This is a genomic window from Pasteurella bettyae CCUG 2042, from assembly GCF_000262245.1.
Classification (GTDB): domain Bacteria; phylum Pseudomonadota; class Gammaproteobacteria; order Enterobacterales; family Pasteurellaceae; genus Basfia; species Basfia bettyae.
Genome location: NZ_AJSX01000033.1, coordinates 1 through 20,079 on the forward strand (window position 1 = coordinate 1; position 20,079 = coordinate 20,079).

Below are 20,079 nucleotides of genomic sequence, written 5' to 3' on the forward strand. Positions count from 1 at the left end.
TTATTGGTTTAAAATTAGTTAAACAGAGAGAAAAGTGCGGTATTGATCTAGAAAATTTTAATACGCTATAAATCTCACTCAATTTGAGCTACAATCACTCATCTTTTTCACTATACTGATATAATTATGTTAGATATTGTTTTATATGAACCAGAAATTCCTCAAAATACAGGAAACATTATTCGATTATGTGCAAACTGCGGCTTTAGATTACATCTTATTGAACCGCTAGGATTTACTTGGGATGACAAACGCCTGCGTCGTTCAGGATTGGATTACCACGAATTTGCTGAAATCAAAAAGCATAAAACTTATGAAGCTTTTCTTGAGTCAGAACAACCTAAACGTTTATTTGCATTAACAACCAAAGGTGGACCAGCTCATAGTGAAGTAAAATTTGAATTAGGGGACTATCTTATGTTTGGTCCTGAAACACGTGGTATTCCAATGAGTATTTTAGATAAAATGCCAATGGAACAAAAAATTCGTATTCCTATGACCGCTAATAGTCGCAGTATGAATCTTTCAAACTCTGTTGCCGTCACCGTTTATGAAGCATGGCGACAACTTGGATATCAAGGTGCAATTAATTTAAATCGAAAATAAAAAAAGTCCTAAAGAATTTCTTTAGGACTTTTTCTTAGCTTAATTGTTTAGCCATATTTGCTTTAAGTTCTTCCAACATTGCATAACGTTTTCGATACATTGAACGTTTCTTACTGGTGATTTCAGAAATATCTTTTGTTTCAAATGCTAAAGGCAATTCCCAATATTCTTGTAAAACTCCATCGCTTTCGCTAAAAATAGCATCATAATCTACCACATAGCGTTTACTATTCACTAGGCGAGATTTATTTTGATATTTCTGTGGAATACCCAACAAGCGTTTATAACCAAGTACTTGGGTCAATCCTTTCATCGCTTCAACCATTAAATATGCTGGCCGTAAACCATGACATTGCTTAGTGAGTAACTTAACAATTTCTTTTGACCCTTCAAAATTAGGCCCTTGAATTACGGCTATCAGTAATGCATCTTTAATTTGTCCAAAGGTCAATAAATAAATTAATTGTTGTGTATCTTTCTGACGTAATTCTAATGCCCAAAATCCTTCCATCGGCTGATGTTCATTGATGTTTAATATTATTTCAAATCCATCAATAACTTCACCAAAACCAATAGGTTGTTCCCAAAGTTGAGGTAATTTCAATGTAGTCAAGCGTTGTGATAAAAATAATAAATTATCACAAATTGCTGAAAAGCGTTGTGAAGCACCAAAGCGTTTATCTAAAAAACGATGCACTAATGGGTAACTATAATTGGGACGAGCATTTAATAATGGAATTAATTCATCATGTTTGTTAACAAAGTCAGTAAACTGCTTAATTTTTCCTAAATGCAAGATCGAACGTAAACGATAACGTAAACGTTTCAAACGATATGATTTTTTACCACGATCAGGATAAATAGCCATCGGTTTTGGCCAACTGTATTTAACTGTCATATATTCCCCTTAGATAAGGGCGATATTTTGCCATAAAAGTCGCACCTTTTGTATTTTTTTATCGTCCTTATCTATTTTATAAGGTATCCTATAGGGCAATTGTAAAGGTAGGAAATATAATGTCAGAATTCAAATTGAATTATCATAAAACTCATTTTATGACCAGTGCAGCAAAAATTAATCAACTTCCCGAAGACAGTGGTATTGAAATAGCTTTTGCTGGTCGTTCCAATGCGGGTAAATCAACGGCACTTAACGCATTAACTAATCAAAAGAACTTGGCTCGTACATCAAAGACACCAGGTCGTACACAGTTAATCAACTTATTTGAAGTTGAACCTCAATGTAAATTAGTGGATTTACCTGGCTATGGTTATGCTGCGGTTCCTGAGCAAATGAAATTACAATGGCAGAAATCTTTAGGAGAATATTTACAACATCGTGAATGTTTGCAAGGTGTAGTAATTCTAATGGATATTCGCCATCCGCTCAAAGATCTTGACCAACAAATGATTGAATGGTCCGTCTCCTCAAATTTACCGATTTTATTACTATTAACAAAATCAGATAAATTGAGTCAAAGCGAAAGAAGCAAACAAGTCAAAATGGTACGGGAAGCTATTCTCCCCTTCCAAGGCGATGTGCAAGTTGAGGCTTTTTCAGCTCAAAACAAATTAGGTATTGATAAACTTTCTTCAAAACTAAATAGTTGGTTTGCTCCACTTTTCACTGAATAATATTTTATTTTTGCGATCTTGCTCCCAAAAAGTGCGGTAAAATTTTTCAAAATTCTACCGCACTTTTATATTTCTGCTATTTGCATATTGTAAGGAGATAATATGTCATTAGCAGTTGTCTATTCTCGAGCATCTATGGGTGTACAAGCTCCCTTAGTTACCATTGAAGTTCATATTAGTAATGGTAAGCCTGGATTTACTTTAGTTGGATTACCTGAAAAAACTGTCAAAGAAGCTCAAGATCGAGTTCGTAGTGCATTGATTAACGCACAATTTAAATATCCAGCCAAAAGAATTACTGTCAATTTAGCACCCGCTGATTTACCTAAAGAGGGTGGACGTTTCGATTTACCTATTGCCATCGGTATGCTTGCCGCAATGGGTCATCTTGATGCACAAAAATTACATCAATTTGAGTTTATTGGTGAACTCGCATTAACAGGGGATCTACGTGGTATCCATGGGGTTATTCCTGCAATTCTTGCAGCTCTACAATCTAAACGCACGACAATTATTGCTCATCAAAATGCAAATGAGGCTGCACTGATATCTGATCATCAAAGCTATACAGCACGTTCATTATTAGAGGTTGTACAATTTCTTAATCACCAAATCAAACTTCCCTCTACCCTATCCATTAATCCATCAAACTCAGATCAAACTAGCCACTCTCCCATTCAAGATCTCAGAGATATCATTGGTCAACAACATGCCAAACGAGCATTAACTATTGCGGCGGCTGGGCAACATAACTTACTTTTTCTCGGTCCGCCAGGAACAGGCAAAACCATGTTAGCCAGCAGGCTGACTGGGCTCTTACCTGAAATGACTAATCATGAAGCGATTGAAACCGCCTCGGTGACCAGCTTAATTCATAATGAGCTTAATTTTAGTAACTGGAAAAGACGCCCGTTTAGAGCACCACATCATAGTGCATCTTTAGCTGCATTAGTGGGGGGAGGTGTTAAAATTACAAATAACTGTCAAACGATACAAATAATTGTCGCCTTATAATCTAGATCATTTATAATCTACTTACCTATTTAAGTGACTGAAAAGGAAGTGGATTATGTCATATTTTGACGAGAATAATTTAGAGAGAGTTCGCTGGCGTTGTTCGCTTAATTTAGAAAAGTATTTTGAAAAACCTCTTCGCGGTTTTTACCATAAAGAACATGAGTACGTTGCTACTTGGTATGAAAACCGTCTTTCGCTAGATAAATCTAAAACACTTGTTGAAGTCACTTTTATCAATTTAACCAATCCTACCTATACAAACAAGAAAACAGGTGAAGAGTACCAAAGTTTCTTCAAGATTGCCTTACCTATTAACTATCTACATAAAATTCCGTTCGGTAGCATTTGGAAAAATGGTGAATCGGAGTATAAGTTCAAGCTTAAAGAGTTTAAAGTTACCTTCTCAAAGAGTAAAGGATTGGCTTATAAGGCACTTTGGATGGATAAGGAATCACCACATCCATTTGAAGCGGATAAATATGTTTATCCATCTTATTTGAGAACATTTAAAGGGGACGGGAATCGGTTACTTGTTATTAAGCCTGAAGGTGATAGTAAGTCTTATATCGTTCATCCACTACACTTTTTTATGGCTCACTATGGTTATTCAAGTGAGTTAAAACGTATCTTGATTACAGACAGTTGGAGTAAGATTGAGAAAAAACTACACCTGAATGAATCCTTTGAAGAAAAAGGTGTATTTGTACCAAATAACCTTTCCACGAAAGATGCGGTCTTTCTTTATCACTTGAAACACGATGCTTATACAAAAGCAGTTGTAAAAGATGTAACAGCTAAGATCATTTTTTCTAAAGGTCAAGAAAATCCGAATTATCTTATTCCTTGCTGGCACGACAAACCAATCATGCTTTCATTCTATGGTATTGAGTTAGGAAATTCTGTGCTTTGCTGCCAGATTACAGGGATTAGCCAACCACAAGGCGAGCCAATTAACCTTTATTACCATTCTGCAATAAAAACAAATAAAGGTGGTAAAGGACAAAAAGACGGAGAACCTCAATACAGAACACGAAAACAAGAGCGAGAACATGAACTTGAAAAGCTCGATATTGCATTAGATAACGTGAATAACCTTGTAACGGCTGGTGTTATTGAACATCTGAAATTACTTGGTGAAGAGCGAACAATTAACCGTATTCAGCTTGTTCAAGAAACTGAAAAAGGTGGCAAAGTTAAATTCTTAAATTACGATGAACCAGAAAATTACGGTGTAGGTGAGAAACAAGGAAAAACAGGTCTTACAGGCATTGCCAACTGTTTCTATGATATTCCAAATACGGATGAAATCAAAGGAAAATCACGCCTTGATACCGTTTGGGAACATGCTAAACGCCTATGCAATGAACAAGGTGCTAAGGTCTATTGGTACACACCTAAACTAGGATTTAGGGAAAACGATAAGTTTACGTTAGTCTCATTAGAAGAAATCCTTGATTCTCTGGAACAATACTATCCAGCCGCAGCGTTAATATTGCGAGTAGATGTGCAACAAAGAACATTCTTTGTTCTAAGCTTTCCTGCAAGAAACGAAAAAGAAAACTCAGGTTTTAGTAGTGTTGTTTACGAACCTCAAAATATTCAACAATTCCTATCAGGTGAAGGTGACATTTATAGTCGAGATGAAAACCTGTTCAAGCTATTGATTGAAATTGTATCAAGCGAAGGCGTAAGCAGCGATTACGTTGATTCTAAGGGCGGGAAAATGTCGTTATTTAGACATGTAGAAGCTATAAAGACAAACAATAACTGGGTTTGGAACGGTATTAAAAAATTACTCTAAATTTTAGGAAATCATAATGAATAAAAGTTTCACACTATTACTGTTGGCTATTTCAGGGATGAGCTATGCCAATTACAGTAACCAATATAACAATAATACCTACAACAATGTTCAGTATGGAAATACAACTTTCCATCAAGACCCTCGCTACATGTATAACTACCGTCTCGGTAACTCAGGACCTTACACCTACAATTACAATGTAGAAGATATGAACGGCTCAGGAGCTTATGGAGACTGCACGATGACAGGCAAATATGGCGATTGTACACTCATTAATGAAAATGGTGACGAGGTGTACGCTGACGCTGAATGGATCCGTAATGGTGTAATGATTGTCATTGATGAATATGGCAATGAATATGAAATGGAAGCCCAATAAAATACTTATTAATACTCTAACTATAAATTTTAATTATTATGAATAACGAACAGAATAATCTAACTATAACCCCTAATTTTATAGGTAAACTTTTTGGAAAATTAAAAAAAGCAGAACTAAATTGCGATGGGATCTCATGCACGTCTAAGAATGGTGATGTAAGTCAGTATTCAATCAAAGACATCAAATATTTTCCCACTCTTAGTAAGAGTTTACTAGGGAATGGTATTAACTTTAAGTTAAATGAGTCAGCTATTTCATTCAGATTCTTATCAAAAAAGAATATTGATCTTTTTCATGAAAAATTAGAAGAGGTTATTGCAAATAATCTTGAAAATGGATTTAAGTTTATTGCTGGTGATTTCGATACTCTTACTCAGAAACAGTTCCTTAGAGACTCTGATATACCACAACTAAATGATAAATTAAAACCTATTGTCTCAAGATACTCTGACGATAAAGAGATTTTTAATAAACACTTCAGTAGTAATTTGATTAAGAAATTAGATTATATTTGTTCTAACTTTGACTCTAATGGACTAAATAAAGAGCAAGTAAGAAAAGATTATGAAGAAAATATCTTAAAATCTCGGAAGGATTTTTTCGATGTAGTTGAATCAAACCCATTGACGCAACAGCAAAGACTTTCTGTTATTCGAAACAATGATATTAATATGGTATTAGCTGCCGCTGGTACTGGAAAAACATCAGTGATGGTTGCTAAAGCGCTTGATTTAATTGATTCGGGGAAAGCCACAAGTGATGAAATACTTATTCTTGCTTATAACAAAGATGCTGCGACAGAATTAACAGAACGATTAGAAGAACGCGCAAAACAAGCTAACTTAGAATTAGCTGTACCGCCAAGCATATCAACTTTTCATGCTCTGGGGCGTAATATCATAAAAAGTTGCGGAAAATCAGTTCGCTTATCTAAATTTGTAGAAGATACAGCCAAATTAGATTTATGGTTTACCAAGTGGCTAGAAAATTACATTAAGGAAGATCCTGATAATTTACCTTTATTCTTATTGTTATCTTATCAACCAGTCGATCCATTCCAATTTAAAACTAAAGGAGAATACGATAGGTACATTCGAGATAATGAATATAGAACCTTACAAGGTGAGCGCGTCAGAGGCTATCAAGAACTACTTATTGCGAACTGGTTGTTTATGAATGGTATTCAGTATGAATACGAACCTCGATATGTATCAAAACGACGTATTGAGATTGGGTTTGATTATAAGCCTGATTTTGGATTAGGAGATGGTGTTTACCTAGAGCACTTTGGTATTGATAGACAAGGTAGAACCCGCCCTGATATTGATTCTGTAAAATACAATGCTGATATTGAGAAAAAGCGGTTACTACATCAAGAACATAATACAATTTTACTTGAGACATACCATTACAATTGGACTGAAAATAGTCTCTACAAACGCTTAGAACAGCTAATGCAAGAACAATTCATTGCTATTCGTCCTAGAACAGATAAAGAATTAAGAGATGCGTTAGAAGAATCAAGTATCTTTAAGGAAGGAAAAAATAGATACTTGAAATGCTTGCAGGCTATTCGTACAGAAAGATTAAATTACGCACAAGTTTTAAAACGTCTGACCGATGCCAATATTGTGTATGCTAAAGAGTACGCCACATTTTTAATGCGTATTCACGATGCTTATGTAAAACAATTAAGTGATGCTCAAGAAATTGATTTTGACGATATGATTTTACAGGCAACTTCCCTGATTAAAGACGGTAGTTTTAAACCTAAATGGAAACATATTTTAGTAGATGAATTTCAAGATATTTCAATGGCTCGTTTAGAGTTATTAAAAGAAATTTATCAAAAAGGACCTAGACCAATCTGGACTGTTGTTGGTGATGACTGGCAGTCTATTTATCGTTTTTCTGGTGGTAAATTAGAAGTAACTACTCAATTCAATAAAATGATTGGCTCTCATACACTGAGTAAATTAGAGAAAACTTACCGTTACAACAATAGTATTGCTGATACCGCAGGGCATTTTATTATGCAAAATCCTGAACAATACAAAAAGAATGTTGTAACTCATACTCAAGTAAGTGAATCCTGTGTTCACTTACATGATTCTTACATTGTGAAAAATGGAGAAAAACAAAGTAATATCAGTTTAAAAGCATTCGAAATTTACAAAAAAATCCGTGAGCAACATCCAGAAGCATCGATTGCAGTCCTTGCAAGATACAGATACCTAATCAAAGAAGCTAAAGATGCCATTAAAGATCAAAATGTGAAGTTTTGGACTTTTCATGGTTCTAAAGGGTTGGAGGCTGATTACTGTATCTTATTAGGATTCTTTCAAGGTAAAACTGGTTTCCCAAATGAAAATAAAGAAGAAGCTGTTATCGAAGCGTTATTACCAACGCTTGATGACTACCCTCACTCCGAAGAGCGCCGTCTTTTTTATGTAGCTTTAACGCGAGCTAAAAAAGAAAGTTACTTAATTGCAGATGTGAATGCTCCATCGGAATTTATTAACGAATTATTATCACCGCAGTATAAACTTAATATTGTGTCTGATGGCTTTAAAAGTAAATATAGAAAAATCTTTAAGTGTCCTGTATGTAGTACAGGTTACTTTGTGTTAAAAGCAGGGAGATTCGGTAACTTTTATTCTTGTACATCAGGATCTGTTTGTCGCTCCTCACCTAGAATTTGTGAAAAATGTGGTTCACCTTCAGTTGATACAGCGAACATGAGCATTTGTCAAAATCCAAATTGTCAAAACTCATTTCCTATTTGTGATAAATGCGGTCGTCCTATGCGATTAAGAGAAGGTAAATTTGGTAAATTCTGGGGGTGCTCTCGGTATGGAATTAAAGACGATCCATGCTCAAACACACGAAAATATTTTATATAAATCATTCATAAATAAGTTAGTCTGGTATATCTAATATACCCCATCAAAAATTTAAAAAAATGAAGTAAGTAACAGTTATGAAAAATAAAAAATATTTGAATCTTCTGAGAGGAAGTTCAACATCAATTCTAACATTCAATGCAATTCTAAATGAGATTAATACAAAGGAAATGTTGGATAACCTTAATTTATTTTGTACATATGAAGTATTCAAATTAAGGCTATCTGCTCAAATTGAACAGACAGAAGAATCTTTATACACTCTAAATTATAGACATTTTAATACAGAATCTGACTTTAAGTGGCTTTTATTTTCTTGTGTTTTTCATAAAAAAAGCTATCTAATTTTATAAATAAAGAAAAAAATTTAGAAAGGTTTCTTTTAAAAGAGGAATTTCATAAAGCTTTATGTGAATTATCTGATATAGAAAAAGAATGCGGAATTTCTTTATGGTCTATATCAATAAGAAGAACTATAGAAAATAAATTAGGGATTAATGAATTAGAAAATAAAAACACAGTGATGACATATATAAAGCATTATATTAAGGATAAATTTAATGAACCTAATATATTTATTGCTCAATATAAAAATATAACTATAGAAATAGATAAATCCCCAATAGACGAAAACCTTAAAAGATACATAAAGTGGAAGATTTTTGGCTCTTCCGAGTTACAAGATTATCAAGACTTAAAGCATATATTAAAATATGAGATGAGAACATCTCTTATTGATATGTTCAAATTACTTATAGAAATTATTACATATACACAGAAATACAGAGGTGAAAATGAGTTTCATGCTCTATTTGGTATAAAGTTTTATCATGTAATCCGCACTCTAAAAGATAATATAAACTATTACATTCTTAGCAATGTTGAATACACATATTCAAAAAAAGAAGAATACAACTATGACCAAGAGCATCTAGAATTATATAATTATTACATTAGATGTGATAAATCTAAATTTTTAGAAAGTATTAATAGAATAGAAACGGAAAAAATAGATTTTGAATTATTAGAAACCGCCGGAAAATTAAATATCTCTTTAGAAAATAAATTTATTAACACTTTAATTAAAAATATAAGAAATATAATATTAAGAAATGATAAATATATTGATTCATATCAATATTTAAAATGTATATCTTTATCATTTAGAGGAATACCTTTATTCCAACAAATAAATATATTTCTTTTAAGGGAAACTCCATTTTTTAGAATAAATGATGAGATTTTTTATTCTTGGTCTTCTTGTTATTCAAAAGTTATAACTCCATTTTTATTTTTTAATTTAAATAAAAATAAAGCTATGTTAGACATAGAGAAACGTGAGGTTAAAAACATTATAGAAAAAATATGTTTATATTTGACAAATAGAGATATAGATGCAGATTTAATTTTTTCATATGAAGATCTAAGCCCTGATCTGGCAAAGTTTTTATTTGTAAAGAAACTAATAGAAAATAATGAATTAGTCAAATTAAATGATTTTATTAAAGATAACAAAGAAAATATCCATGATGAATTTATTAAAGCAAAATTGGAGCAAATATTAATAAATTCCGAGTCTCTTAAATATGATTTTGAGGGAGTATTAAGAACTGCCTTCATTAATATAGAAGAAAGAAAAAGTTTATATCTATACAATTTACTTTTTATTACGGAAGAAATAGAAGATAACTTTGAGAAGGTCTCAAACAGTATTTATACACCTATATTTCTAAATATGTATTCGTTATATATAGATAACAAACATGATTCTTTATTAAAACTAAGTCTTGAAAGTTTTTTAGAAAAAAACAATTATAGTTCAATTCTAGAGCTCACAAAAAAAAGCGAGTTAAGTTTAGAAGAAAAATACTTGTTAAGAAATGTTTGTAAAACATCAAATATGAAATTACTATTTGACAATCAGTCAGATCTTGATAATGCTAGATTAAACATATGCAAATATTTAATTTCTAAAAATATTAGTGATCAAGAGCTTATAGATGAGATTAAAGAGTTAAACAGAAAAATTACTCTTTCTAAAGCTAAAAAAAATATTGAGACAAGTAGAATTTATGTTGATACATCTGTTTTTCTTGGGAGAGATTCACATAAATATAAAGATTTATTTGAAAGCTATTTAAATCATTGTGAAAAGAATATTTGTTCAGAAGATGATAAAGTCTTAGAAGGAATATATCAGGTAATTAAAGATATTGACTATGAAAAGAATGATTTTTCAATAAATGAAGCAATTGCATCAATTTATCCTGTTGATTTAAACCTTAGCTCAAAAAATGTAACATTTTATAATTTAATGAAATTAATGATGCATGAATTTACATTTGGAGAAAAAGGGTTAAATAATTTTTTAAGTACAAGAATTAGACATGGCTTGCTACCTAATATTATAAGAAAATGCGCACAAGATGAATATATATTATGTGCTGAACATGTTGAAGATGAAAGTATAAATGAATTATCAAAGTTTGCCAAAAGTGAAAATGAAATAAATTTATTAAATGAATTTATGATAAGATTTTCTAAGAACCTAGAAAGTAAGATAGAAAGATTAAATGATCAAAAAATTCAGATTAGCATCTTGGATAATCTTATTCAAAAAGATAATAATCTTTTTAATGATAATGCCTTATTCCAATATAATGTAAATCCATTAGAAGCTTACATAATACAAAAGAATCTTAATTTATCTCCTACATATAATGATTTTGTTAAAGTCATAGTTGACTGGCTGTGGAAAAGGACAGACATAAACCTTAAAGCTGTAAGAAGTTATCTAAAAAATGAATTTAAAGATAGCATTTTAAAATTATCTGAAGAAACCAAAATAAATATACCAAAATCTTTCAATATTGAACTAAGTAATGAACTATCTAACAGGGTTAATAGATTCAAAAATAGTTTTGAAGTAAACCTAGAGAAAATATCTTCATGGTTTGAACGCTCAGAAGCAGACAATGAAAATACAAGTTATGATATAAGAATAGCTATTGAAACAGCCCAAGATATACTCTCATTACCTTTAAAAATATTAAAGGTTGATGATATTAAAATATCCAGCAAAAACCTTTCTTATATTGTTGATATACTATTGATACTGTTTGAAAACTCCATATCAAAATCAGGATTTACCAAAAAGGATGATATTAATGCTGAAATATCAATAATGCAGCCAGAAGAAGGTACAATATTAATATCCTGTAAAAATAACTATAGATCTTCCGAATCAGTTAGTTGTCTAAACAGAAAACTTGATTTCTATAGAGAATCTTATGGAAATGAAAGTAAAATGAGAAGATACCTTCAACAAGAAGGAGGGTCTGGATTATTTAAAATATGGAAAATAATAGCCAGAGATTTAAATACAACAGAACACAATACATCATTTTATTATGATAATGAATGTCTTATGATTAATATAGAAATTAAGGAAATATCTCTATGAACAAGATATTGATAGTTGAAGACCAAGAAGAAAAAAGAAATGAAATAGAAAAATTTATTTTATCTTTAGATATTAAAGCAGAAATAAATAATAAAACCTCTCTTAGAGGGGCATTAAAAGAAATATCCAATAACCAAAGTGCTTATAGTTTGATTATTTTAGATATGAGCTTACCAAGCTATGATCCTTCTGAAGATGATATAAATGGAGGTGAGCCAGAGAGTTTTGCTGGTGCAGAAATTCTATCCCAGATGCACTTAAGACATATTAACATCCCAACTATTGTTATTACACAATTTTCTAAATTTATAGGAGTTAACGTTGAATTTAAAGATTTGGATAAATTATTCAACTCTAAATATTGTGATTTTTATAAAGGCTCTATATTCTACAATTCCATTGATAATAAATGGAAAAAAGAGTTAGATCAACTTATCTCAAATTTATTTTTAAAGGAAATTAATTAATGAAACGCATATTAATTATTGATGATAATTATGAAAACCAGAGAATTGTAGCAAGATTATTAAAAGATTGTAGCAATATAGAAATTGAATCAAAGAATACAGTAAAGAATGCTATCGATGAACTAAAATCTAAAAAATATGATTTAGTTGTTACTGATTTATTTCTACCTCTGAATCTTGGTGATGAGATAAACCGTGATGGTGCAATAGAATTACTAAATCAAATAGAAAAAAATGAAAATGTATTAAAACCAACATATATTATTGGAATTACATCTCACAAAGAAGCTTACGACCAGTATATTAGTTATTTTAACAAAAAAGGGTGGAGGTTATATATAAACGATACCTCATTATCTGAAAGTGAGTTGAAAGAAAATATAATTAATTATATAAAACATTCTCCCAAAGAAGATGATAATGTAGATATATTAATTATTACAGCCCTACAAAAAGAACTAGATCAAATCCTTAATTTACCTTTTAATTGAGAAAACCAAAAATCTGATTCTCATACATTTCATTTTGGTAACGTTAGAAATTTAGAAGATAAGAACTTAAGAATTCTTGCTGTATCTTGTTTACATATGGGAATTGCCGCATCAGCATCCTTAACTTCAAAACTAGGAGCTTTATTCAAACCTAAACTTATATTAATGTCTGGTATTGCAGCAGGTATAAAAGAAAAAGTAAATTTAGGAGATATATTAGTCGCAGAATATTGTTGGGATTGGGGAAGTGGTAAAAAAACTCAAATAGAGGGGATAAGTGTAACAAAACAAGCACCGCACCAAATATCTATGCCACTAAAATATAAAGATGGCTTTCTGCAATTATCAAAAGATAAAGAGTTTCTAGATAAGGTATTTTGTGATTATCCGGGTAAAAAACCACATTCACAGTTAGGCTTACATATAGGACCATTGGCTACAGGTTCAGTTGTTTTAGAAGACCAAAATATAGTTAACTCTATAATCGAACAACATAGAAATACTCTTGGAATTGAAATGGAAGCCTATGGGGTAGCTTATGCAAGCGAATTACTAGGAATAGGCTCAATAATAATAAAATCAGTTTGTGATTTTGCAAATACTGAAAAAAATGATGATTATCAATCATATGCAGCATTCACAAGTGCAAAAGCTATAGAAAGATTTATTCGAGAGATATATGATCCTATCTAACATAGTATGAGTTTTATAAGCTTTCTAAATTAACGGTATTATGTAGTAGTTACATAATACCGTTTAAGTTTATTCCTATCTTAGATAAACATTAAATTAATTTTACAAATTTATTGTGGAGCTCATTAAAAAGGTGGTTAAACCACCTTTTTATTACAGATAATATAATTAAACTAACTAAGAGATTCTTTTGTAATTTCCCTATCTATACGGAAAGCCTCACGCCACTCACGCAGATAACGTTTCTCAAATTGATTGCCTTTGATGATTGCTAGTCGGCGATCAAACCGTCTTAAAATATGCGGAATCGTTGCAAAGGCAATCATTTCATCATCTTTTTGCTCTTGTTCAAGCCATAGCTTGAATTGCTGTTTAAGAGACAAAGTAGATTTTTTGTTTGTACTGTTCATTATAACCTCCAGTTAGTTTATTGGTTGATAACTGGGTGCTACTTTAACAGTCGGGCAATTTCTGTCGAGAAATCCGTTCAAATTTTTCGAGCGAGATCGCAAAAATAAAATTTTGTCTTCCGAAAACAGCTATTTTATGCGCTGATAAACGTCTTGTGGCAAGAAGTAGTCCTTATCTTCGCTACGGTAGTAGGCTACGCCATCAAGTAACAAAATCTTATCTTGTTTTGATTTTTTCACCTCTATACTGTGTAGGCTGTATAACACCACATAAATCAGTTCCATTTGTTCGTTGTCGGTAAGTTCTGGCTTTTTGTAGAGTTCAACTAACCGTTGAGAACAATGCTTTTTAAGCTGTTTAGTCTTAATTTGCTGAATCAGTTTACGGTCAATTTCAAGCTCTCGGTGGTACTCCGATTTTAAATGATTGATAAAACCTGTTATGGCTGCCGTTTGCCCTGATTTTTTCACAAGATACTGATTTAATTGGTCTTGTGTAGGATAGTCCGTAATCTCGTTAGTGCTAATTAGGTCTATTGCAGGTTGTAAGGCTAATCGCACTGATTTAAGTGAAGTTTTCCCCTCATCACATCGCCGTTGCAATTTCTGATAATAGCTTGCAATACAAGGCACGGACTCTTTAAGTTTGTTAAAGAGGGCTTGTATGCGCTCTAATTCAGCTAAATCATCTTTTAACGCTTCATCAACAATAATTTGATTCGTATCAAGAAGCCAACGTAATACGGTTAAATTAGTGCGCAGTCCATTCGGTTTAAAGTGCGTAACTAGCTCAGCATAATTAGGGATTTGTTGCCAAATTTCATCGCAATCAATGAAAAACTGCATAAAATCTGCCCCTTTGTGCAAAGCGACACTGATGCCGCATTTTCGCATATACCAGAAAATGAATTTCTTGTAGGCGGTTTTAACTGCTTTATTACGCAAGATATGCCCATTCAGGCGAATCATATTGAACAATAAACTTCGTCTTGCACAATCAGGGCAAACATTACCGTAACCCGATGGCATTTCACCTTTACATTTCGGGCAAGTTGAAAGTAACTGTTCGTCACATTTCTTGCATAATTGTTTCTCTTGGTTGTGAACCTTACGATAACGGCGACAATTCTTACAAGTTGAAAAAGTATATCGGCGATAGCACTGCAAACAGACAGATTCGTTCGTTACTGGTGAACGGTATCTATCGCGTGTCATTTTACCACACTCTGAACATTCTATTTCCTCTCGGAAATAACGAGTGCAGGAACTACATACTGCACCGTAATGACTTATCATACCGATTTCAAACGTACCTGAGGTTTTACCACAGCGCACACAATCCGTTAATTTTTCGCACTCAAGGCAAAGTTCGCCGTCACGATGAATACGCTTGAGTTGTCCGCATCGCTTACAAGTCTTTTTCTTAAACCACTGGACGTAGCAATTCGCGCAATAATATTCCTCTTGGAATTTGCGTGTTACTTGAGCTTTGCCACAAATAGAGCAACTATTTCTCTTTTGAGGGCGGATCTTAGTGATTTTCATGCTGCGATTTTTAACTGTCGTTTTAAGCGTTCCCATTGACGGTTTAGAGTTAAAACAGAATCAGTCTTAGATTTATTAGTTACTGTCTTACGGCTTACAGTTTTGCCTTCTGGTGCATATTTAAAGAGTATATTAAGCTCCGCAGGATAGTTTTCAAAGGTGAATGCTTTTTGTGTTATACCGCTTTGTTGAATAGCTTGAACAATATCCTCATAAGAAAGTTGAAGGATTTTTACCGCGTTTACCAGTAAATTCTTGCGTTCTTCAACAGGAAGTTGCTCAAACGCAAGGGCGGTTTTAGTTTGGCATATTTCCGACTGAGAAATGCCACATTGTTCCACAAATCTAGCAAAAGCGTGAGTGGATTTTGCAACCGCTGCACGCCGAATAAGATTGATGAAGTAACGCAATATAGTAAAGTACACTTGCGCGGCTATACGTTTTCCAAAGCATTCACCTGAATTAGTTGTAAACACGTTATCAAGCGTTTCCATCGTTGTGATTTCTGCTTCATTAAGTGGTGTTGTCACAACCTGTAATTTCTCACCGCATTGATGACAGTAATTCAATTGTCGTTTCTCTGCGGAAAGTAAATGCGGTTGATACAGTTCACCACAACAAGGGCATTTGGATTCAAGTAGAATCTGATGTTTCAGGCAGCCAAAATACCACGCAAAACGCCATTCATTATGCAAATAAGGCGCTCCCTCTAAACAGCAAGGACAATAAGATTGACCGACACGGAATGAACGATTACGAGAGCCTCTTGAAATTACCCACTTCGCTTGACCTTTAATGAGGGTATTTTTTCCGTTAATCGGTTTCAACACGGAATAAAGCGAATGACTAGCTAAGTTTACCTGTTGGTTAAGTGATAATGCTGTAATATCTTCATAAATTTGTACTGCAATCGGTTCAAACCCTCTATCTAGATCATATATCCATAATCGCCACTTATCCCAATAAAATCCAGTAAATGTAATCGGCTCTGTACCACAATCTAAAGCGGCACGAACAAGCCACGAACTGATACTTTCATTCGGATAGAGTGGTGTTCTGATAATCCCTGATTTTATCCGATAATTTTTCGCAAGCCCTGCGTTGGTTGTACCCATGAGTTATTCTCAATAATGTCTAATGTGATTTGTTCTGTTCCCGCTGTAATCGCTTCAGCGGCACACGCCGTTAATAAGCGATGTACATTACCTAAGTTGCCGCCTGAAATCGTATGAATCTTTGTTGCTAACTCTGGCGATTGTAGATTAGAACATTTCTTCAATGGCAAAATACCTTGAAATTGGAAAAGTAACTTTTGAAAATCCTTATCCAATTTCCACGTTGGCAACTCCGCTACATCAAAACGACTGGCGTGCTGCGGATCGGTGTGTAAAACACGGATAGCATCTTTTGTACCTACGCCCACAATCGGAATTTGTAACTCATTGCACAACATTTTAATCGCGTTCATCACTTGGCGTTGCAAACGAGGTGTTCCTACAAGCAACGAATGAAATTCGTCAATAATCAACATTTTCACTTTGTATTCACGGAATAAGTGAATCGTCTGATAACGCAACTTAGCTACGCTGTCCGTTGGTCGATATGGAACATAAAAACGCTCCAGTAACGAGATATAAAGCTCTTTTTCATTCGCGCTCGGCGGTGCTTCTGCCAAAATAATTGGGCGTATGCCGTCTGACTGGCTGTCCACGAAAGGTATGCCGTACAAATCATAAAAATGTCGAATAAGCGTAGTTTTTCCATTGTTAGAATCGCCTACCACCAACAGATTGAACATACGAGGGCGTTTCGGTTTATTCATCAGAGAAACTAAATTATCAATGATCTTATTTGCAACAGCATAACCAACCCAACGGGGTTCATCTAAAAATTCAATCCGTTCCTGATTACTTGCGGTCACTAAATGACGGAATTTTTCGTGAACATACTCATATTGCTTTTCCATTACTCAATCTCCCCAAATGTGAAATCATTATCTAAAAGCAAGTTAGAAGCAGGTGTTTTAACTGTTTCTGTTGGTTTATTTTCTGGTAAAGTTGTTGGAATAACCACCTTACTTTTCGCGTGGACTTTCTGCCGTTGAGCCTGTCTGCGGGCTTTCTTCGTCCGCTGTGCCGACTGTTCAACCAATTCACGCATTTCAGTTAACGCGTCGTGGATCTGCTGCGAGTGAATCAGTTTTTCATCTTTGTCTTTCAAGAACTGACGGACCTGTTTGTACTCCCAAATGCTCATATCGGGTAAAGATTGGTCTGCAAACGGAATTTGGAAGTAACGTTTCAACTTCGGATCGTAGAACCAAATTTTTCCGATATTACGAGGATCGCGACGGAATAAAAATTCCTTATTTTTACCGCTTTCATCAGAATCGTTGATGTACATATTGAGCGCGACATCGTAGTAACGTAAACCATCAATTGTTACCCCATTATGTTGAATAGTCCGTTTTTCACTTGGTAAGAAATCAAGTAATAAGGTCTGTTCATCAACAGGCATTTGCGGATAACCACAACCAGAGTGATCTTTATCACCGAAAATCCCTAACCGCCATTTTTGAACAGGCGACATACCTAAAGCAGAATGAGTCCGTTTGTGATATACATTGACAATATAGTTAATCAGCCACGTTTCAAATTCATCTAAGGTCATAACCGCTTCGGCTTCTGATTGATAAGTATCTTTCTCTTTCGTATTCGAGAATGTTGTACCGCTCAAGCCGTGAACTTCTTTCATAAACGTACCGATTACACGCTCAATGTGTCCGCCAAACTCAGGACGACCAACAGGTCGGAACTCAAGAGCAATGCCGTGTGCCTCACAAGATTTCGATAAATCAAGCGAGCGGAAATCTGCACCATTATCAACGTGGATTTTATTCGGATAACCAAACACCGCCCATTCACCTTTTACATTATGATCTAGTAATAGACGCTCTTTTGGTAAAATGCTGCGAGCAATACACATTGCAACTGATGTTACCGACGGCGCATCAAGCGATAGATAGTACCCAGTAATCATTCGGCTATATACATCCATTGCCAATGTTAAATAAGGTCTGCCAATCGGTTTACGATACTGGTTATCTACGATAATTAAATCAACGGGCGTGTGGTCGATTTGAATGACACTTAAAGGAAAATCTACGTTAGGGAAACTGTTTGGCTTCGGTGTAAATTTATTCTTCGCTTTCTCTTTCTGTCCGCGTTTACGCAATCTTTCTTCTTCTGAAATACGCAAAATACGTTGTCGGATTGTGCGACGACTTGGGCTATCAAGTCCTTTTTGACTGGCGACACGCTGTACTTCACGGATTGTCTGCTCAATTGTTGGGCGTTGTTTATGTAGATAAAACTCATTGATAACTGCCGTTACCAATTCATCTTGCTCTTTACTTAAACGTGAATTACCTTCCGCCCAGCCACGCTTGCGACTTACCAACGCAGCAACGGAAGTTAGAGAGTTGTACGCTTGGATCCAACGATATAGACTTCGATCACTCACACCGACTTCTTTTGCTCGTTTTTTTACAGAAGCAGGGCAATGTTGCTCGTAATTAAGCAACGGTTTAATCATCTCGTATTTTTCTAACGCTTTTTCCCAGTATTCGTCACTGATTGCACTTAAATCAACAGAAACATATTCGCGTTCATTAATTTTCAAATTCTCAAGCTGATGAATACTGGCAATCTTACTTTGGCGAGTATGAAGATTTCGGATCATTACTTGTGCATCTTCATCTAAATACTCAATCAGCTCATATTGTTCGCCATCTTCGTGGTTTACATAAACATTGCCTTTTTGCAAAATAAGACGACCACGCTCTAATCGACCGTGATAGCGTGGATGAATAAATCCCTTAGTCATTTGAATACCCCCAAACTTCGGTAAATTCAGATAATGGCTCAAACCAGTTGCAAGTTAGTTGCTTGGTTGCTAATAAGTGATAGATAATCTGTAATCCTTTGGTTCGATAAAGTGAACCTGTAAATAATCGAGAGAGTAGAAAATCTATTGTTGTATTGCTGTGTAACTTAACTTGGGTGAGTACCGCTTCAATATCTTCTGGATCGCACTGTAATCGCTTATAACGTTGAACCGCGTTAATGTTGAATAATGCAAGATGACGAATTTTATCCTCATCATAAACGTGAAAAATACATTCGTTCTTTTTGCTAAATGCGATTGCAGCCTTCCATTTTTCTTTCCAATCACGCCAATGTTCTTGCCATTTTGATTTTGGTTTTACTTCAATCAAAAGCGATGGTCGTCCATCATTGAAGCGAATGAAGAAATCAGGCGTGTAAGGGTAAGTCATTCCGTTTTTCACAAACAGAATGCGAACAGGTTGAGAAACGATTTCCTCTACCGCAGGCATATAAGTAAAATAGAGCAAGAGATCTCGCTCAAGTGTAGATTCGTAAGGAATGCTTACTCCGTCTTTAAAAGGGAGTAAACCTGATACGCTAAGGCGTGTTGGTTTGATCTTACGAACCTGTTGGAAAATGGGTTCTGTTTTCATGAATAATTTGACCTTTATTAGTATCTTTTAAGATGTTTTGACAGCTATTTGTAGCTTTTGTGTCATTAAATAGTATCTTCTAAGGGTAAAAAAATAGGCTAAAGCCTTATTCTATCGTTCTAA

General features: G+C 34.0%; 15 protein-coding genes and 2 pseudogenes. 10 read left to right on the top strand and 7 right to left on the bottom strand.

Annotation, left to right across the window (positions count from 1 at the left end):
* The first annotated feature begins 126 nt into the window (after positions 1-126).
* On the top strand, positions 127-606 hold the full coding sequence (gene trmL / locus HMPREF1052_RS06090) for a tRNA (uridine(34)/cytosine(34)/5-carboxymethylaminomethyluridine(34)-2'-O)-methyltransferase TrmL (RefSeq protein ID WP_005760839.1): 480 nt from the start codon (positions 127-129) through the stop codon (positions 604-606).
* Between the two features lie 34 nt (positions 607-640).
* Here trmL and HMPREF1052_RS06095 read toward each other — a convergent pair whose 3' ends face one another.
* The gene (locus HMPREF1052_RS06095; protein WP_005760827.1) at positions 641-1,504 is read right to left on the bottom strand and encodes a VirK/YbjX family protein; all 864 of its coding nucleotides are present in this window, start codon (positions 1,502-1,504) and stop codon (positions 641-643) included.
* A 119-nt stretch (positions 1,505-1,623) separates the two neighbouring features.
* On the opposite strand from HMPREF1052_RS06095, the gene yihA reads away from it, so the two are divergent.
* The 9 genes and pseudogenes from yihA to HMPREF1052_RS06145 all read left to right on the top strand — a co-directional run.
* Positions 1,624-2,241 carry a ribosome biogenesis GTP-binding protein YihA/YsxC gene (gene yihA, locus HMPREF1052_RS06100; protein WP_005760746.1) on the top strand — a complete coding sequence of 206 codons (618 nt, stop codon included), beginning with the start codon at positions 1,624-1,626 and terminating at the stop codon, positions 2,239-2,241.
* A 102-nt stretch (positions 2,242-2,343) separates the two neighbouring features.
* Positions 2,344-3,204: pseudogene (locus tag HMPREF1052_RS06105) on the top strand (YifB family Mg chelatase-like AAA ATPase); the annotation flags it as partial.
* A gap of 106 nt (positions 3,205-3,310) precedes the next feature.
* Positions 3,311-5,059, top strand: coding sequence for a hypothetical protein (locus HMPREF1052_RS06110; protein WP_005760834.1), 1,749 nt, complete (start codon positions 3,311-3,313; stop codon positions 5,057-5,059).
* A 151-nt stretch (positions 5,060-5,210) separates the two neighbouring features.
* Positions 5,211-5,441, top strand: coding sequence for a hypothetical protein (locus HMPREF1052_RS11500; protein WP_231284617.1), 231 nt, complete (start codon positions 5,211-5,213; stop codon positions 5,439-5,441).
* A 38-nt stretch (positions 5,442-5,479) separates the two neighbouring features.
* Positions 5,480-8,347: a UvrD-helicase domain-containing protein gene (locus HMPREF1052_RS06120; protein ID WP_005760725.1), complete on the top strand. Its 2,868-nt coding sequence runs from the start codon at positions 5,480-5,482 to the stop codon at positions 8,345-8,347.
* A 520-nt stretch (positions 8,348-8,867) separates the two neighbouring features.
* The gene (locus HMPREF1052_RS06130) at positions 8,868-11,810 is read left to right on the top strand and encodes a hypothetical protein (RefSeq protein WP_155811591.1); all 2,943 of its coding nucleotides are present in this window, start codon (positions 8,868-8,870) and stop codon (positions 11,808-11,810) included.
* Positions 11,807-12,277: a response regulator gene (locus HMPREF1052_RS10940; protein ID WP_005760905.1), complete on the top strand. Its 471-nt coding sequence runs from the start codon at positions 11,807-11,809 to the stop codon at positions 12,275-12,277. The genes HMPREF1052_RS06130 and HMPREF1052_RS10940 overlap by 4 nt, the downstream gene beginning before the upstream one ends.
* Entirely contained in the window at positions 12,277-12,768 is a 492-nt protein-coding gene (locus HMPREF1052_RS06140; RefSeq protein ID WP_005760738.1) for a response regulator, read from the top strand. Before HMPREF1052_RS10940 ends, HMPREF1052_RS06140 begins: the two co-directional genes overlap by 1 nt.
* A 27-nt stretch (positions 12,769-12,795) precedes the next feature.
* Positions 12,796-13,461 (top strand): annotated as a pseudogene (locus tag HMPREF1052_RS06145) (5'-methylthioadenosine/S-adenosylhomocysteine nucleosidase family protein); the annotation flags it as partial.
* Between the two features lie 173 nt (positions 13,462-13,634).
* Here HMPREF1052_RS06145 and HMPREF1052_RS06150 read toward each other — a convergent pair.
* The 6 genes from HMPREF1052_RS06150 to HMPREF1052_RS06175 all read right to left on the bottom strand — a co-directional run bounded on the left by HMPREF1052_RS06150 (position 13,635) and on the right by HMPREF1052_RS06175 (position 19,956).
* Complete coding sequence (locus HMPREF1052_RS06150; RefSeq protein WP_005760822.1) at positions 13,635-13,871, bottom strand: hypothetical protein; 237 nt, start codon at positions 13,869-13,871, stop codon at positions 13,635-13,637.
* Between the two features lie 129 nt (positions 13,872-14,000).
* A complete protein-coding gene (locus HMPREF1052_RS06155; RefSeq protein ID WP_040596377.1) occupies positions 14,001-15,452 on the bottom strand; it encodes a hypothetical protein in 1,452 nt (483 codons plus the stop codon).
* Positions 15,413-16,531, bottom strand: coding sequence for a TniQ family protein (locus HMPREF1052_RS06160; protein WP_005760886.1), 1,119 nt, complete (start codon positions 16,529-16,531; stop codon positions 15,413-15,415). Before HMPREF1052_RS06160 ends, HMPREF1052_RS06155 begins: the two co-directional genes overlap by 40 nt.
* On the bottom strand, positions 16,489-17,382 hold the full coding sequence (locus tag HMPREF1052_RS06165) for a TniB family NTP-binding protein (RefSeq protein WP_005760763.1): 894 nt from the start codon (positions 17,380-17,382) through the stop codon (positions 16,489-16,491). The genes HMPREF1052_RS06160 and HMPREF1052_RS06165 overlap by 43 nt, the downstream gene beginning before the upstream one ends.
* Positions 17,382-19,301 (bottom strand): Mu transposase C-terminal domain-containing protein, encoded by a 1,920-nt coding sequence (locus HMPREF1052_RS06170; protein WP_005760718.1) that lies wholly within the window; start codon positions 19,299-19,301, stop codon positions 17,382-17,384. The genes HMPREF1052_RS06165 and HMPREF1052_RS06170 overlap by 1 nt, the downstream gene beginning before the upstream one ends.
* Positions 19,294-19,956: a heteromeric transposase endonuclease subunit TnsA gene (locus tag HMPREF1052_RS06175; protein WP_005760874.1), complete on the bottom strand. Its 663-nt coding sequence runs from the start codon at positions 19,954-19,956 to the stop codon at positions 19,294-19,296. The genes HMPREF1052_RS06170 and HMPREF1052_RS06175 overlap by 8 nt, the downstream gene beginning before the upstream one ends.
* Positions 19,957-20,079: the final 123 nt, after the last annotated feature.

Coding starts and splice junctions, on each gene's coding strand:
- trmL (WP_005760839.1), top strand. CDS start 127: ATGTTAGATATTGTTTTATATGAACCAGAAATTCCTCAAAATACAGGA.
- HMPREF1052_RS06095 (WP_005760827.1), bottom strand. CDS start 1,504: ATGACAGTTAAATACAGTTGGCCAAAACCGATGGCTATTTATCCTGAT.
- yihA (WP_005760746.1), top strand. CDS start 1,624: ATGTCAGAATTCAAATTGAATTATCATAAAACTCATTTTATGACCAGT.
- HMPREF1052_RS06110 (WP_005760834.1), top strand. CDS start 3,311: ATGTCATATTTTGACGAGAATAATTTAGAGAGAGTTCGCTGGCGTTGT.
- HMPREF1052_RS11500 (WP_231284617.1), top strand. CDS start 5,211: ATGTATAACTACCGTCTCGGTAACTCAGGACCTTACACCTACAATTAC.
- HMPREF1052_RS06120 (WP_005760725.1), top strand. CDS start 5,480: ATGAATAACGAACAGAATAATCTAACTATAACCCCTAATTTTATAGGT.
- HMPREF1052_RS10940 (WP_005760905.1), top strand. CDS start 11,807: ATGAACAAGATATTGATAGTTGAAGACCAAGAAGAAAAAAGAAATGAA.
- HMPREF1052_RS06140 (WP_005760738.1), top strand. CDS start 12,277: ATGAAACGCATATTAATTATTGATGATAATTATGAAAACCAGAGAATT.
- HMPREF1052_RS06150 (WP_005760822.1), bottom strand. CDS start 13,871: ATGAACAGTACAAACAAAAAATCTACTTTGTCTCTTAAACAGCAATTC.
- HMPREF1052_RS06155 (WP_040596377.1), bottom strand. CDS start 15,452: ATGGGAACGCTTAAAACGACAGTTAAAAATCGCAGCATGAAAATCACT.
- HMPREF1052_RS06160 (WP_005760886.1), bottom strand. CDS start 16,531: ATGGGTACAACCAACGCAGGGCTTGCGAAAAATTATCGGATAAAATCA.
- HMPREF1052_RS06165 (WP_005760763.1), bottom strand. CDS start 17,382: ATGGAAAAGCAATATGAGTATGTTCACGAAAAATTCCGTCATTTAGTG.
- HMPREF1052_RS06170 (WP_005760718.1), bottom strand. CDS start 19,301: ATGACTAAGGGATTTATTCATCCACGCTATCACGGTCGATTAGAGCGT.
- HMPREF1052_RS06175 (WP_005760874.1), bottom strand. CDS start 19,956: ATGAAAACAGAACCCATTTTCCAACAGGTTCGTAAGATCAAACCAACA.